This window comes from Phnomibacter ginsenosidimutans, assembly GCF_009740285.1.
GTDB lineage: Bacteria > Bacteroidota > Bacteroidia > Chitinophagales > Chitinophagaceae > Phnomibacter > Phnomibacter ginsenosidimutans.
Genome location: NZ_CP046566.1, coordinates 966,016 through 981,110 on the forward strand (window position 1 = coordinate 966,016; position 15,095 = coordinate 981,110).

13 protein-coding genes and 1 pseudogene are annotated in these 15,095 nt (G+C 40.7%); 2 read left to right on the top strand and 12 right to left on the bottom strand.

The window, feature by feature from the left end:
- Position 1: 1 nt before the first annotated feature.
- On the top strand, positions 2–505 hold the full coding sequence (locus GLV81_RS04255) for a DinB family protein (protein WP_157477169.1): 504 nt from the start codon (positions 2–4) through the stop codon (positions 503–505).
- 62 nt (positions 506–567) lie between these two features.
- Positions 568–2,246: pseudogene (locus GLV81_RS04260) on the top strand (formate--tetrahydrofolate ligase).
- 3 nt (positions 2,247–2,249) lie between these two features.
- Here GLV81_RS04260 and GLV81_RS04265 read toward each other — a convergent pair.
- From GLV81_RS04265 to GLV81_RS04315, 12 genes are all read right to left on the bottom strand, one after another.
- On the bottom strand, positions 2,250–2,684 hold the full coding sequence (locus GLV81_RS04265; RefSeq protein WP_197428923.1) for a DUF2147 domain-containing protein: 435 nt from the start codon (positions 2,682–2,684) through the stop codon (positions 2,250–2,252).
- A gap of 79 nt (positions 2,685–2,763) precedes the next feature.
- On the bottom strand, positions 2,764–2,877 hold the full coding sequence (locus tag GLV81_RS21075) for a 3-oxoacyl-[acyl-carrier-protein] synthase III C-terminal domain-containing protein (RefSeq protein WP_281350771.1): 114 nt from the start codon (positions 2,875–2,877) through the stop codon (positions 2,764–2,766).
- A 51-nt stretch (positions 2,878–2,928) separates the two neighbouring features.
- Positions 2,929–4,083, bottom strand: coding sequence for an N-acetylglucosamine-6-phosphate deacetylase (nagA, locus tag GLV81_RS04275; protein WP_157477173.1), 1,155 nt, complete (start codon positions 4,081–4,083; stop codon positions 2,929–2,931).
- A gap of 9 nt (positions 4,084–4,092) precedes the next feature.
- Positions 4,093–4,836, bottom strand: coding sequence for a glucosamine-6-phosphate deaminase (locus tag GLV81_RS04280; protein WP_157477175.1), 744 nt, complete (start codon positions 4,834–4,836; stop codon positions 4,093–4,095).
- A 15-nt stretch (positions 4,837–4,851) separates the two neighbouring features.
- Positions 4,852–6,747: an alpha/beta hydrolase family protein gene (locus tag GLV81_RS04285; RefSeq protein WP_157477177.1), complete on the bottom strand. Its 1,896-nt coding sequence runs from the start codon at positions 6,745–6,747 to the stop codon at positions 4,852–4,854.
- 7 nt (positions 6,748–6,754) lie between these two features.
- Positions 6,755–7,267: an MFS transporter gene (locus GLV81_RS19955; protein ID WP_246186244.1), complete on the bottom strand. Its 513-nt coding sequence runs from the start codon at positions 7,265–7,267 to the stop codon at positions 6,755–6,757.
- Between the two features lie 4 nt (positions 7,268–7,271).
- Positions 7,272–8,048 carry an MFS transporter gene (locus GLV81_RS19960; protein ID WP_246186245.1) on the bottom strand — a complete coding sequence of 259 codons (777 nt, stop codon included), beginning with the start codon at positions 8,046–8,048 and terminating at the stop codon, positions 7,272–7,274.
- Between the two features lies 1 nt (position 8,049).
- The gene (locus GLV81_RS04295; protein WP_157477179.1) at positions 8,050–8,919 is read right to left on the bottom strand and encodes a sugar phosphate isomerase/epimerase family protein; all 870 of its coding nucleotides are present in this window, start codon (positions 8,917–8,919) and stop codon (positions 8,050–8,052) included.
- A complete protein-coding gene (locus tag GLV81_RS04300) occupies positions 8,919–10,271 on the bottom strand; it encodes a Gfo/Idh/MocA family protein (RefSeq protein WP_157477181.1) in 1,353 nt (450 codons plus the stop codon). The genes GLV81_RS04295 and GLV81_RS04300 overlap by 1 nt, the downstream gene beginning before the upstream one ends.
- A 59-nt stretch (positions 10,272–10,330) precedes the next feature.
- Positions 10,331–12,010, bottom strand: coding sequence for a GMC oxidoreductase (locus GLV81_RS04305; protein ID WP_157477183.1), 1,680 nt, complete (start codon positions 12,008–12,010; stop codon positions 10,331–10,333).
- Between the two features lie 248 nt (positions 12,011–12,258).
- The gene (locus GLV81_RS04310; protein WP_246186246.1) at positions 12,259–13,302 is read right to left on the bottom strand and encodes a LacI family DNA-binding transcriptional regulator; all 1,044 of its coding nucleotides are present in this window, start codon (positions 13,300–13,302) and stop codon (positions 12,259–12,261) included.
- 118 nt (positions 13,303–13,420) lie between these two features.
- Positions 13,421–14,809, bottom strand: a complete 1,389-nt coding sequence (locus GLV81_RS04315; protein ID WP_157477185.1) for a Gfo/Idh/MocA family protein — start codon at positions 14,807–14,809, stop codon at positions 13,421–13,423.
- Positions 14,810–15,095: the final 286 nt, after the last annotated feature.

Below are 15,095 nucleotides of genomic sequence, written 5' to 3' on the forward strand. Positions count from 1 at the left end.
TATGAAAGAGCTTCTTTGTCAATATGCGGCGTACAATGTATGGGCCAATCACAAATTGTTGTTTCACATTCAGCAAATGGAAGAAGCCAAATGGTACCAGCAAGTGCCGTCGAGCTTCGATAGTTTGTACAAAACCATTTTGCACATGTGGGATGCCGAAAGTGGCTGGTGGCAACGGATGCGGCTGCATGAGCACCTGGTGATTCCCTCTGCCAATTTCGATCCTTCTTTGAAAGACGCCTGCAATGGCCTCATGCAGCAAAGCCTGCAGTGGGAGCCCTTCATTCAGCAGTCGCTCAATGAAGACGCCATCAACAGTTTGCTCATGTATAAAAATTCGAGGGGCGAAGAATTTGCACAGCCGGTGCGGGAAGTGTTGCTGCATGTATTTAATCACTCCACTTTTCACCGGGGCCAGTTGGTAACCATGATGCGGCAGTTGGGCGAAACCAATATTCCGGCTACCGATTTCATCGCCTTTGCCCGCAAGCCTTTGGCGGGTTAATGACGGCCGTCATAGGCCACGCTGTTGCTTCCACCGAAATTGCTGTTACTAAAAAAGATTGCATGCCTGCCTTCCCCAACGATTTGCAGATAGCTCAAGCTGCACCCATTCGACATATCAAAGAAATTGCTGCCAAGCTCGGCATCAGCAACGATGATTTGGAATACTACGGTAAATACAAAGCCAAGTTGCCGCACAAGCTCATCAACGATGCCGTGTGGCCAGAGCATCATTTGATCTTGGTAACAGCCATGACACCTACGCCCTATGGCGAAGGCAAAACCACCATGAGCGTGGGCCTTACGGATGGCTTGAATGCCATTGGAAAAAAGCGATGGCCGTGTTGCGGGAACCATCACTCGGTCCGGTGTTTGGCATTAAAGGTGGTGCTGCCGGTGGTGGCTATGCACAGGTCATTCCGATGGAAGACATCAACCTGCATTTCACCGGCGATTTTAGTGCTATTGAAAAAGCGAACAACCTGTTGTCGGCACTTATCGACAATAATTTGCAAAACAAAAAACACAGCCTCCAAATAGATCCCCGCACCATTGTGTGGAAGCGGGTGATGGACATGAATGACCGTTCACTGCGCCATATTATGGTTGGCCTGGGCGGTACCAACAATGGCATTCCACGGGAAGATGGTTTCAACATTACGCCGGCTTCCGAAATCATGGCCATTTTGTGCATGAGCCAAAGCATTGCTGATTTAAAAGAAAGACTGGGTAATATTTTCATCGGCTTCACTTTTGACGGGCAGCCCGTGTATGCCCGTGACCTGCATGCCGTAGGCGCCATGGCGGCATTGTTGAAAGATGCCATCAAACCTAATTTGGTACAAACGCTGGAAGGCAATCCTGCCATTTTGCACGGTGGGCCTTTTGCAAGTATTGCGCAAGGCACCAACAGCATTGTGGCTACAAAAATGGGATTGAGCCTGGCGGATTATGTAGTAACGGAAGCTGGATTTGCGGCAGACCTCGGTGCCGAAAAATTCTTCGATATTAAATGTGTAGCAGGAGGTTTGCAACCCGAAGCGGTGGTACTGGTGGCTACCATCAAAGCATTGCGGCATCATGGCGGGGCTAAAAAAGCCGAGCTGCAAACGGCCGATGTGCCGAAGGTGGTAGCGGGTTTGCCTAACTTGGGAAAACATATCGAAAACGTATTGAAGTTTGGCATCCGGCCCATTGTGTGCATCAATTATTTTCCTGCGGATGATGCGGCGGAAATTGCGGCCGTGCAAGACTATTGCGCTGCGCTGGGTGTGCAGGCCATTGTGAGTAAGGCATTTGCCGAAGGCGGCAAAGGTGCAGCCGATTTAGCTAACGCCGTGGTGCAAATGATTGAGAGTAAACAAAACAAATTCAAACCTTTGTATAGTTGGGACGAACCCATTGAAACAAAGATTGAACGCATCGCCAAAGAAGTGTATGGTGCCAGCAGTGTAGACTATTCGGTAAAGGCCAAAGCCAATCTGAAAACCATACAAACACTGGGCTTGCAGGCATTGCCGGTATGCATGGCCAAAACCCCCAAAAGCCTGAGCGATGATGAACGCAAACTCGGCCGCCCCGAAAATTTTGCTATAACGGTACGTGAATTTGAGCTGGCCAGTGGTGCCGGTTTTGTAATACCCATTTTAGGCGACATGATGCGGATGCCCGGCCTACCGGCAGAACCCGCTGCCGAGCAAATGGATCTCAGCGATGATGGGGTGATTTCGGGGTTGTTTTAACCCTTATTCCGCCAGCGTCCATTGCGAAGTGCGGCCTAAAAAACTCATACTGCACAAAAAGCCCCGCAGGTCTATCACATTGCCTTTGAGGGTGAGTTTGCCGCAATAGGTTTTGCCATTGTTGGGGTCGTACACTTTACCGCCTTCCAGTACATTGTTGTCGTTGGTGAGGGCAAAGCCGGTAAGAATCAGCAGGTCCATCAATGGCTTCTGTTGTTTGTTTTCATCCGGATTTTCTTTGTCGGTGCGGGGCTTACCGTTGGGATCGTTGGGCACTTTCAGCCACACTATTTTGCCGTAATATTTACCATCTACCGCTTTGTAAATTTTAATCTTCGAGGTTTTTTCGGCATTGTACCAGGTACGTTCAATGGGGTGCTTTTGTGCAACGGCAAAAAAGCTGCTCAGGCAAAAAAAGAAGGCAAGCATCGTTTTCATCACGGAAAAAATTTTACTGCAATAAATATAAAATGCGAACATGATGTTCGCATTTATAACGGTCAGTTATCAAACAAGGTTATTGTCCGTCGTAGGCCCACTTAATCCAGGTGGCGCCCCAGGTAAAGCCGCCGCCAAAGGCTGCCAGTACAATGTTGTCGCCTTTCTTTAGCTGGCTTTCCCAATCGCTCAATGGAGTTTCAAAAAAAGAAAATAATTAAGTATCTTTTTGGTTTTCAATAGTTTATGCAAAAACTTGATGAACATGCACATTTTCATCAAATGCAATCATTTTGGCTTGTTTGCCAATAGCAATGCTGCCAATAGCGTGTTGCACATTCGCAATTCTTGCCGGAGTGGTGCTGGCCATGCGAATACAATCTGCCAAAGGAATACCCGCCAGTTTCCACATGGTGTATACCAGCCTGTTCATGGTGGCAATGCTTCCTGCAAAAGCACTTCTGTCGGGTAATTTGGCCACACCGTCTTCAATCAACACCGGCTGTCCATTTAATGTATCTCCAAGTATAGATGTAGTGTGATTGGTTCCTGCAGCCCTCATGGCATCGGTAATGAGGGCAATACGAGAGGTGTCAACGTTTTTCACAATCAATTGTAGCAATGCCGGAGGTATATGAATGCCATCAGCTATGATTTCTGCATCAATATAAGGTAGTAGGAAAGCGGATTCTACTGCTCCAGCCATTCGGTAAGTGTTTCTTCTTACTACGCCATTCATGGCGGAGTATAAATGGGTTAGCAAACTGTATCCATTTTCTACGGCTAATATTACATCGTCAAACACTGCATCGGTATGAGCTATTGACGCTATTACACCTTGTTGGCATAAATATTTTCCCATGGCTAAAGCACCGGGCAGCTCAGGTGCAACACTCCATCTTGCAATTACCGGATATTGTTGAAACAATCTTGTATACTCTTCTTCATTGGGGTTGCGTATAAAACGGGCATCTTGTGCACCTTTATGTGCAAGAGCAAAATACGGACCTTCAATATGCATGCCCAACCAACGTATAATCGAAGATTTTTGAGCTTTAATTTCCTGATAGGTTTGCAATACAGACTCCAGTAATTCCGGCGTACTCGTAAGCGTAGTAGGCATAAGCGCTATAGTACCATGAGCTTTATGTGATTGAGCTATTTTTTCAAAAGCTTCAATGGTTGCATCCATAAAGTCGAAACCACCACCACCATGTACGTGTATATCAATGAAGCCCGGAGAAAGATACTTTCCCTCTACATCTATCATTATAGCATCTTGTACGTAGGGTAAGTTTCTTTCTATTCCGATGATGATATCATTTTCAACTACAACCGAGCCATTGGCAAGGATGTGGTTGGGCGTTATCACCTGAGCGTTATGGTATATCGTTTTCAAGAAGTCAGCTTATAAGTTGGATGGTAATAGAGAGGCAGATTCCGTATCGAGGTATACGTATGTATTGGGGTGATTGCGGAGAATACTTGCCGGGTATAATGGTGAAACCGGTTGAGTAATTGTATTGTATACAGCTTGAGCTTTTCTGGCATCGGGAACGGAACAAATAATGCTTGCAGATTTTAATATTTGCTTGATAGACATGCTTATGGCATGTGTAGGTACTTCGTCAATATGGGCAAACCATCCTTCCTTCATTTGTTGTTGCCTGCAGGCAATATCTAAAGCAACAACAATAAAAGGTTCTTCAGTTTCAAAATCTGCTGGAGGATCATTGAACGCAAGATGTCCGTTTTCTCCGATTCCAACCAGTGCTACATCAATAGGGTGATTTTTTATTAACGCTTGCAGTCTTTCACATTCGGCTGTTGCATCAGTATCGCCGTTGATGAGGTATACATTCTGCAACTGCGGCACATTGCTCAGAAACCTTTCAGTGAGATATTTTCTAAAACTTGCACTGTGATTACTACTGATGCCTATGTATTCATCCAGATGAAACATAGTGACTTTACTCCAATCAATCGTTGTGTCTTGAATAAGAAAATTCAGCGTTTCAAATTGACTGCTCCCTGTGGCTAAAATAATATTTGCATTACCTTTTTGATGAATAGCATCTTTTATAATTGCTACAGTTTTGGCGCCAGCATCTTTGCCCAATGACTGTTTGCTTTCAAATGTTTGAATGTTCATATTTGGTTATAGTTATTAAGATATATGAAAAGAAACGCTGCCCGAAGTATGGTAGGCTTCTTGGTATTTTTTGAATAATGATTGCCACGATTGTATTTGTTCTGGCTTGATTTTTTCGCCTTGAATATTCCGTGGGTTATATATTGTTATTTCCGCATTGCTAAGCGCTGCAATCTTTACCATATCTCCCCAAGTAAATATTTTTGGTATATGCACTGCCATGGAGAAATAGTTAGTGTATTTGGTATTTGCATGATGAGCATAAGTTATAGGTGCATTATATAGATACAAGTGCATTCTCTTTTTTGTAATTGCAGCAAATGCAAGTGCAGCAATTGCTGCCTCCTTATGTGCATGTATTACCAATTCATGTTCTGCTTTAGTGTGCTCAATATCATTGATGAACTGGTTTATTTGCTGCACCCATACGCCTTGTACCGTTTTGCCAAGCCATAATAAAGACCGTGACAGTGTATGAAAAGGCACCATTTGATCATCAAAATAAAATGCAGTTGGCGCTTTGTGTATATCTGTACCCCAAAGTGGAATAGTATGGTGCGGAATGTCTGGCGTTATGTCAGCACTACTCGTACTAGTATTTATAAGCACTAATACGTGTTTATTGTTTTCCTGTACTCTCTTCAATTGATTGGTTGAGAAAATAATTTTAGGATCTACACCTATTAATTTACTTAGCAGTGTTCTTTCTTCAGTTGCATTTTCTGTGTGTGTAGGATTGTATTCTGTACTTAAAGAAAGAAGATATTCAGGTTGAGTTATTACAGATGGGCTTCTTACAATATCTGAAAATGTTAGCAGTTGTTCTACTGGCAATGAGGTTGGGTATCCATGGGTTTGAGGGAAATTGACGCTTTCTTTTAATTGTGAGATAAACCACTGTACCATTGCTACTTGCATGGATTGAGAAAATTCATGCTCATTATTAAATATTTGTACATGAAACTTCTCTGATGCCTTATATAGCTTAAATATTTTGCCAGTATTTTTTACAGTACGAAGCATTTCAGTAGGGCTAAATGCACTATGTTTTTCTTGCAGGGCACTGCATACACTTAATGCTCTTGGTGCAATCAAACCTAACACTTGTGATTCTTCAGCAATCATTAATCCTTCTGGCAGTAATTCACACACACAATTATGCGCCATAATGTATGCTTCAAATGTGCCAACGCTAACAACGGGCATACAAGCTTTTATTCGTTCGTCTATCGCTGCAAGCCACATGGCCTGATTGCCTCCTCCACTTTCTCCGGTAGCTCCTATCAGGTGGGGGTTTACCATAGGCAAGCTACACAACAAGTCTACACATCTTATATTTTCAGTAACCTGAACGCCAAGAAGGGACTTGCCAAAATTTAAAAGAGCAGCCCCCATATTACCTCCATGATAATCTGAATGGTTGTGTATTTCAGAACGTTCACCGGATCCAAACGCATCCATACAAATACACACAAATCCATTTTGTGCCAGTAGGTGAGCTCTTTCTTGCACCGACTTTGCTCTTCTGGCATGTTCTATGTGGCCATGTGTGTTTACTATAGCAGGATAGGGGCCTTCACCTTTGGGTATATAAATGGAGGCTGTACTATATACCCCAGGCATAGTTTGAAAGTAAATACTTTGAACATTATACTGTGGAAACGATATTGAATTTGTTACATGTATACTAAGCGGAAGATTGGGATAAAACTCAATCCCCGCTTTTTCTATAATGGATACAGTAATCTTTTTTCTCTTTACTTCCCATTCAGATAATGTAGCTGGCTCCTTATGGCTGTTGAATAACCTTCTTGCTTCTTTACGTAACTCAATAGCTATAGCATCTTCATCTTTACTTTCTGACTGGCATTCTGGTGCTGCCTTCAAAACACTAATATCTTTATACTTCATAAAACTGCTATGAAAGTGTGAGTGCTTTTTGTTGACCTGCTTTGTGCCCTTTGATGGAATAAAAGAGGATATATAAATAAGCAGGCATTACACATAAAAAAAATGCCAATTTGTATCCGATGCCAGGAATGCTTTTCAGTTCTCCAAATACTAATGGAATGATTGCACCGCCTGCTATACCCATTATCAGCAATGCTGCTCCTGTTTTTGTATGTCTTCCTAGTTTGGCAATGGCAAGCGGGAAAATTGCAGGCCACATAAGTGCATTTGCAAGCCCTAACAGGGCTATCATTATAATAGCAGGGTAGCCATGACTAAAATAGATGCCGATACTTAATGTTATACCTAATAATGCAGAAATCTTAAGTGCTATTTGTTGTGTTATGTACTTTGGTATACATATTATTCCAGCCACATACCCAAGTAGCATAGAAGAAAGTGTAAGTGAGGTAAAATACTTGCTGCTCTGTAAAGGAATTCCCATAGCGTTTCCATAAATTCCTATGGCATCACCAGCCATTACCTCAGCCCCTACGTATAGAAAGATGCATAGTACACCAAGCCATAAATGGGGAAATGAAAATATTGTTTTTTTTTTCTTCAATATCTGTTGATTCTATAATCTCTTCTTTTATTTCAGGCAATGCTGATTTGTATAAAAAAAATGCCAATAGCAATAAGACCAAAGCCATTATAATATACGGAGTGATAATCCTGTTTGCCAATTCTGAGAGTAACAACTCTTTGGACTCTGGAGATAAGTTGGCGGCTATCTTCTCTTGCGTTGCATTTATATTGCCTAATAAAATAGAGCTCAATATAAGAGGGCTTAAAGCACCTGCTACTTTATTACTAATACCCATCATACTTATTCTTTTTGCCGCACTTTCAATGGGGCCAAGAATACTGATGTATGGATTCGAGGCTGTTTGTAGTAATGCCAAACCACCACCTTGCAAAAACAAACCGGTAAGAAATAAAGCGAAGCTTCTTTCTTTTGCTGCGGGTATAAAAATTAAAGTGCCTGCTACCATTACCAGCAATCCCAATGACAAGCCATTTTTATAGCCTATTCTTTTTAATATGGCAGCTGATGGTAGCGCCAAAAAGAAATATGCCATATAAGATGCCGTTACAACCAAAAAGGCTTGGGTATCACTTTCTAATTCACAAATAATTTTAAGGAATGGTATCAGGGTTCCGTTAATCCATGTTACAAAACCAAAAATAAAAAAGAGTATACCAATAGCAACAAGTGCATATGTATTGGATGAATTTTTGGAGGTGGTTTGGCGGGGCATATTACTTCTGATTGTAATTTATTTTTCGGAAGGCATCATTTAGCCATTTAATATTTTGCAGCAAATCAGGTACGTTATTTTCCCAATTCTGTTCATGTTCAATGGTAAGGATGCCTTCGTACTTCTGGTTTTGAAGCTCTTCAATTATCGCTTGTAAATCGATAACACCTTTTCCTAGCAGCATATTATCGGCTTCAATTACATTGAACGCTGCTACATCTTTAAAATGAACGTCGGCTATTCGGCCCTTCAATGTTTGTAAGCACTTTACAGGATCCAGGCCCGATCTGGCCCAATGTCCGATATCGGCACAGGCATAAATATGTGAATGATTTTTCATAGCAGCCAGCACAGAGTCGGGATGATAATATTGAGCCGGCGCAGGATGATTATGTATTGCTATTTTTATATTGAAGACACCAGCTAAACTATCTGCATAATCCCAATGTGCAGTGATTGGTTCTGTAACCAGTAGAGGTATTTTCATTTCTTTTGCGAAAGCAAAATGCTGCAACCATTCTTCTCTGCTTTGTGGATTGAGCACTCCGTAGGCTTTTATTTGTATCTCTTTTTTTGCGAGAAGTTCCTGCACATATTTTTTAGCTCTTACCGGCATGTATGAGCTAAAACTGTCATTTGCGGTGTTTCCTATTGGTTGTCCGGATATGGCTTGAATATATCGAATATCGCAGCTGTCAACTTTCTCCAACGCTGTAGTAAAAGAAGCAAGATGAAAAGTCCAGAGTTGAATGCCAATGCTCAATGGGGTAGTTTGGGGAACAGATTCTTTTGCAGCATTGTTGTTGCAAGAAAATGCAAGTACAGCAAACATGACAATGCTGAAAGTATTTCTATACATATTGTTTTTCATTACACATCTATAGATTGTACGGTATTTGTTTTTCTGCTTTCTTCTGCTTTAAAACCCATTACATGACTTTCTATTGAAGCCTCTATGGTAGAAGAAAGCAGGGATGGTTTTTGCTGACTTACTGCTTGAATCCAGTCGTTTACCAAACGGTAATCTCCACCCCCGTGTCCTTCATTTTTATAATTGGCAACATTTGCTGTTGCTGCGTCTATTGTTTTACTTTCTTTCGTCCTGAAATCATAAATGGTGAACTTATTCATGTCGCCTTCTATATATCCCATGCTACCCATGATGCGGGTTCTTCTATCTCCCCATGGAGTAAATGCTTCCATGCTAAAACTGGCAGTAACTCCATCTTCAAATTGCATATTGGTTACGTAATGATCGCATTGATCATTGTCTACCCGATATACACATTTTCCATAAGGTCCGGTTCGCAAATAATTCATGATGTATTCGCCATGCTTCGATTTGTCTTCGGGCAAGTCAAAAGCATATTGTCTTTGCCGTTCTTCATAGTATATACGAATGGCTGAATAGGGGCATGTTTTTTCTACAGCACATCCATCGGTACAACGGCTTGTGCTTCCTGCAGGCGCATTTTCTTCTTTAAACCACATCAAATTTCCGAAGGCTTGTATATGGGTTGATTTCTTTCCAATCATCCATTTGATGATGTCAAGATCATGGCATGATTTTGCCAGAATGATCGGTGTACTTTCTTTACTGTTTTTCCAATTGCCCCGTACATAAGAGTGAGCCATGTGTGTATGTTCAATTGGCTCAAAGTGTTGTATACTCGCCAATTGGCCAATTGCTCCGGATTGTATCAGGTTTCTTAACTGTATAAAATAAGGAGAGTATCTCAGTACATGGCAAACAGCAACAATGCGGCCTGTTTTTTGGGTAAGGTGCAGTATATCTCTGCATTCTTTTTCGCTGGGTGAAATGGGCTTTTCAAGCAAAACATCGTAACCCGCTTTTAATGCAGCCATGCATGGTTCATAATGCAAATTGTCCGGAGTGGATATAATAACAGCGTCTGCAAACTTTGGAATTTTGAACACATCTTCCCACGTAGAAAATCGCTTGGCAGCAGGTATGTTGTGTTTTTGGGCGTAATAATCGTTTCTGAAGGGAATTGGTTCTGCTACGCTTACTATATCCAGATGTTTGGGATAATCAATTGCATAGTCACCATAAATATTTCCTCTTGCACCCGCTCCAATTGTAATTACAGTAACAGGTTTTTTTGGGGTATTATTTATTGGTTGAGAACTAAGCTCAAGCTTTTCATATGGGCTCTGTGATTGAGCTTCACTAATAAATGGAAGGGCAGATGCTCCAGCCATTATACTTAGATGCTTTAAGAGTTTTCTTCTGTTTATTGAATCCGACATAGTAGAGGGAGTTATAGATTTCCTTTTTTTAATTCAGCTATGGCATGATGTGCAGCCCTCGCTGTAAATGCCATATAGGTGAGCGAAGGATTTTGGCATGCTGATGAAGTCATAAATGAGCCATCGGTTACAAATACATTCATGGCATCCCATACCTGATTCCATTTATTCAGCACAGAAGTTTTTGGGTCATTGCCCATTCGGGCTGTTCCCATTTCATGTATTGCTCTGCCTGGTGCTCCTGCTTCATTGTTAGATTTGATATTTTGAATTTTTAAGGACTGAAGTATATCAATGGCATCTTGTTGCATGTCTTTGCGCATTGCCAGTTCATTTTCTTTTATTTCACAATCAACGGCCAATACAGGCAAACCCCATTTGTCTTTTTTTGTATGGTCTAATCGTATATGGTTTTCATGATACGGTAGCATTTCGCCAAAAGCGCCAATACCAAACTGCCATTGTCCTGGTTCGCACAGGATTTCTTTTAAAGATTTACCGATGCTGTATTCTGCAATATCACGGTTCCAGCCTTGCCTGCTGGCACTCCCCTGATAGCCAAAGCCTCTTATATAGTTTCGTTTATCTCCGAATAAGTTCCTGAATCGAGGAATGTATATTCCATTTGGCCGTCGGCCGAAGTAATATTTGTCTTCGTAGCCTTCTACAATTCCCGAAGCGTCAACTCCAACATGATGATCCATTAGGTTGTGTCCTAACTCGCCGCTACTACTGCCTAAACCATCAGGCCAAACGTCCGTAGCAGAATTCATTAGAATCCATGTGCTGTTTAAAGTAGAGGCATTTAGAAAAATTACTCTTGCTTTAAAATGAATGGTCTTGTTTGTTTGTGCATCAATCACTTCTACTCCTGTCGCTTTCATGGTATCTTTATCATAAAGCACCCGGGTGACAATACTCCATGTACGTATAGTTAAATTACCTGTAGCTTTTGCAGCAGGAAGTGTAGAAGACTGTGTACTGAAATATCCGCTAAAAGGACAGCCTAATGCACATTTGTCCCGGTATTGACATTTGTTTCTTCCCGGTAGTTCTTTTGTAAGATTTGCTGATCGCCCAATGATGATTTTACGCTGGCCACTAAAGTATTTTTTGATATCAGAAGCAAACTGTTTTTCTACAACATTCATTTGCATAGCCGGCTGAAATACTCCATCGGGCAATTGAGGTAATTTTTCAATAGAACCGTTGATGCCAGCAAATTTTTCTACATAATCATACCATGGCTGAATGTCTTTGTATCTCACAGGCCAATCTATGGCTATGCCATCTTTTACATTCGCTTCAAAATCAATGTCACTTAGTCGATAGCTTTGTCTACCCCACATAATAGATCTGCCACCCATCTGATAACTTCTGTACCAATCAAACCGTTTTATTTCTGTATAGGGGCAGTCCTGTTCATCTGGCCAGTAATCCATTATATTTTCATCCATCAAATAATCACGGCTCAATACAGGATATTCTGCAATAAGTTTTAGGGTAGGGCGTCCTCTGTGTGGCCAATCCCAGGGTTCTGTATTTGCATTTTTATAATCGGTGAGATGTTCAAAGCTGCGACCACGTTCTAATAATAAAACCCTCAACCCACTTTCTGCCAACTCCTTAGCAGCCCATCCGCCGCTTATGCCAGAGCCTACTACAATTGCATCAAATACATTTTCTGCCATAGCAAACTATCTTACATCATTGAATGAAATCGGCTGAAAAATCAATAAAACAGTAAATAGCAGCAAGCCGATTCATAATCAATGAAATGATTGATTAATTTTACCGTTTAAATTTAGGTAAGTATCACTCTCAATACTTGATATAACGTTTTAGTATTCTTGGAGGGGAAAGAAATAATGATTTATAAAAAGAAGCAGATTTGTAAGTTCATGAAGCTGAAACATATGTTGCTTCGTGTAAAATGGCTTTATGGTTTAAGTAGTTTTAAGTGAGAGTCGAGAATTATTTTGTAGTAAGGACTTGGCGATTCTGCTGCTATTTGTTTTGTATTCATAATGTCCAGCAAGATTTCCATTCCTTTTTGACCTTGTAAATAGGGATATTGTTCAACAGAGGCTGCTGGCCTGAAAATAGAATGAGCAGTCATGGGAAGGTTAGCGAAACTTACAACAGTAATTTGTTTGTCTTTTTTTGTGCTCATCAGATATTCAATAATCTCCATTGCGGCATTATCATGAAAGGCTACGATGGCAGTTGGTTTTCGCTTATGATTCAGCAATGCTTTTACTGCTTCCTGTATTTCATCTCTTGATAAATCGCAATTTATCACAAGTGAAGTGTCGTATTTTAGTCTGTGTTTCTCTAATGCTTTCCGATAACCATCAAGGCGTTCTTTGCTGGCAAAAAATTTTTCCGGGCCGTTTACCATGCCAATAACACGGTGTTTTTTTTGAAGTAAATAACTTACCGCCTGTATGGTGCCAGATACCATATTGCAAGCTACATAGTGTATTTCTTTCATGTCCGGAATTCTGTCTACAAAAACCATGGGTATGGTTTCTTTGTATTTTGCCAGGCGGTCATAATTTGTAGTGTCTTTGGATATTGATATCAGAATTCCATCAACACGATGCTTTTTCATGCTTTCTAACAACATCAATTCTCTTTCTGGATCTTCATTTGACTGGCCCAGTAGTACTACGTAATTATTTTTTATGGCTACATCTTCAATGCCACAAATAACCTGAGGAAAGAAGGTTTCGGAAAGATGGGGTAATATGACACCAATTGTATGTGTTTTGCCGCTTTGTAAAAATATGGCTGTTTGGTTTGGCTGATAGTTAAGCTCTTCTGCCATTTTCTTTACCTGCATCTTTGTACGAAGACCAATGCTTTTATCATCATGCAGGGCTTTTGAAACAGCAGAAACAGAAATATTCAATCGTTTGGCTATTTCTTTAATAGTGATTGGTTTCTTTTCCATCCGGTCTTTCTTTTTATTGGCTTTCATAAATTTCTGCACTTGTTTGAAATGTGAGTGTATTGAATGTTTCCAAACATGCTTAAAAGTAAAAAGTTATAGTATAGACATACCATAACTTTATTTGCTTGCTTATGAAACGATGCTGCTAAAAAGATCTGGAATTGAATGAGGCGAACGGAGCTCTTGTTTTCCATTTTCCTCTTGTAAAATCAGGAATTTCTACAAGCTGTCCACCCAATGCGATTGATGCTTCGCTAAGTGGAGTTATTGAATACCAGGTGGCTAAATCGTATATGTCCAATGGGAATGGTACTTTGTTTTTGAGGCTCTCAATAAATGCGTTTGCTACAAAAAAATCCATCCCACCGTGTCCGGCTCCCTCCGCTTGTTTGGCATATTTCTGCCAAAGTGGATGGTCATATTGCTCGATATATTTTTTAGGATTTTCCCAAGTATGTTTCGGGCTTTTATCTTCAAAGAAGATCATTCCCTGGTCGGGTTCTCCTTCATGAAAATCTTGCCACAAACCATTTGTTCCCTGAATTTTAAAGCCCAAATTGTAGGGACGTGGAGAGGACGTGTCATGTGTGAGTACAATCGTTTCTCCATTTACAGTTTGAATTTGAGTAGTTACAATATCTCCGAGGTTGAACTTCAGTTTTGCGTTAGGATGATTGGGGCCTCCTTTGGGGTTCATAGCTACATACCTGTTCATACCTCTGGCTTTTGACGCAATGCTCGAAAGTTTTGTGAGCCTGTTACCCCTGTTTATATTTATCATGGTGGCAATAGGGCCTAACTGATGTGTAGGGTAAATTTCTCCATTCCTTTTCACATACTGTTCAGTTCTCCATTTAGCAGATCCTAATGCTTTTTCTCCAAATTCTACACCATTACAACAAGGACTTTCGGTATTGAAAAGTTCTGCACGAAGGTCGTGCTGGTAACCTCCTTGCAAATGTAGAAGTTCACCAAATCTATCTTGCTGTACCATATTTAATATGGCCATAATATCTCTACGATAACACACATTTTCCATTATCATTATGGGTGTTTTCGTTTCTTCATAAGTGTCTATAAAATCCCAGCAGTCTTGTAGTCTGTCGGCGCCACTTACTTCAAGGCCTACGGCAATGCCTGCTTTCATTGCTGCCAAAGATTGCGGCAGGTGCCAACTCCATGGCGATGCTATGATTACAGCGTCTATATCATCCCTTTGGAGTAGCTTCAGAAAGTCTTCATCGCCTTTTGAGTAAACAGCAGGCTCTTTTTTATTTTGCTGCTTGGCTACAGCCAAGGCTTTTGCAATGCTTGATGCATCAGGATCTGCAATGGCATTTATTTCTGTATCCGATCTTTTCATCATTTCAGACATGTGAAGCCTGCCTCTTGCTCCTACACCAATAAATCCTAATCTTATTTTTTTAGATGATTCAAAAGGTTGGGCAATCGCAGATGTTTGTAAAAGGCCTGCTGCAGCTGCACTTAATGAAATTTGTTGTACGAAACGTCTTCTGCTAACCGATTTTTTCATATGGTTTATTGCTTGGAAAATGAATGTAGTTATTTCTTTTTACCATTATATACTACAACGTTTTATGAAATATTTCTGGCTCTTTTTGCAGGCTGTAATTCTTTTTAAAATTGTGTTTTCGATATTGAATATCACATGGTTGTATTAATGGCTATTCAAACTGGTTTTATAACAGCTTATAATTGTCTGAGCCTCTGGAATAGTTGCTTTTTCCTGATATTATTTTCTGCAATTATATACGGATGTAAATCTTCCTTTTATCTAACCAATTTGCTACGAGCCAAAA

What these genes read in the sequence shown, in the direction of transcription:
- GLV81_RS04255 (WP_157477169.1), top strand. Translation starts at nt 2, where the DNA reads ATGAAAGAGCTTCTTTGTCAATATGCGGCGTACAATGTATGGGCCAAT.
- GLV81_RS04265 (WP_197428923.1), bottom strand. Translation starts at nt 2,684, where the DNA reads ATGAAAACGATGCTTGCCTTCTTTTTTTGCCTGAGCAGCTTTTTTGCC.
- GLV81_RS04280 (WP_157477175.1), bottom strand. Translation starts at nt 4,836, where the DNA reads ATGAACATTCAAACATTTGAAAGCAAACAGTCATTGGGCAAAGATGCT.
- GLV81_RS04285 (WP_157477177.1), bottom strand. Translation starts at nt 6,747, where the DNA reads ATGAAGTATAAAGATATTAGTGTTTTGAAGGCAGCACCAGAATGCCAG.
- GLV81_RS19955 (WP_246186244.1), bottom strand. Translation starts at nt 7,267, where the DNA reads ATGGCTGGTGATGCCATAGGAATTTATGGAAACGCTATGGGAATTCCT.
- GLV81_RS19960 (WP_246186245.1), bottom strand. Translation starts at nt 8,048, where the DNA reads ATGCCCCGCCAAACCACCTCCAAAAATTCATCCAATACATATGCACTT.
- GLV81_RS04295 (WP_157477179.1), bottom strand. Translation starts at nt 8,919, where the DNA reads ATGAAAAACAATATGTATAGAAATACTTTCAGCATTGTCATGTTTGCT.
- GLV81_RS04300 (WP_157477181.1), bottom strand. Translation starts at nt 10,271, where the DNA reads ATGGCTGGAGCATCTGCCCTTCCATTTATTAGTGAAGCTCAATCACAG.
- GLV81_RS04305 (WP_157477183.1), bottom strand. Translation starts at nt 12,010, where the DNA reads ATGGCAGAAAATGTATTTGATGCAATTGTAGTAGGCTCTGGCATAAGC.
- GLV81_RS04310 (WP_246186246.1), bottom strand. Translation starts at nt 13,302, where the DNA reads ATGAAAGCCAATAAAAAGAAAGACCGGATGGAAAAGAAACCAATCACT.
- GLV81_RS04315 (WP_157477185.1), bottom strand. Translation starts at nt 14,809, where the DNA reads ATGAAAAAATCGGTTAGCAGAAGACGTTTCGTACAACAAATTTCATTA.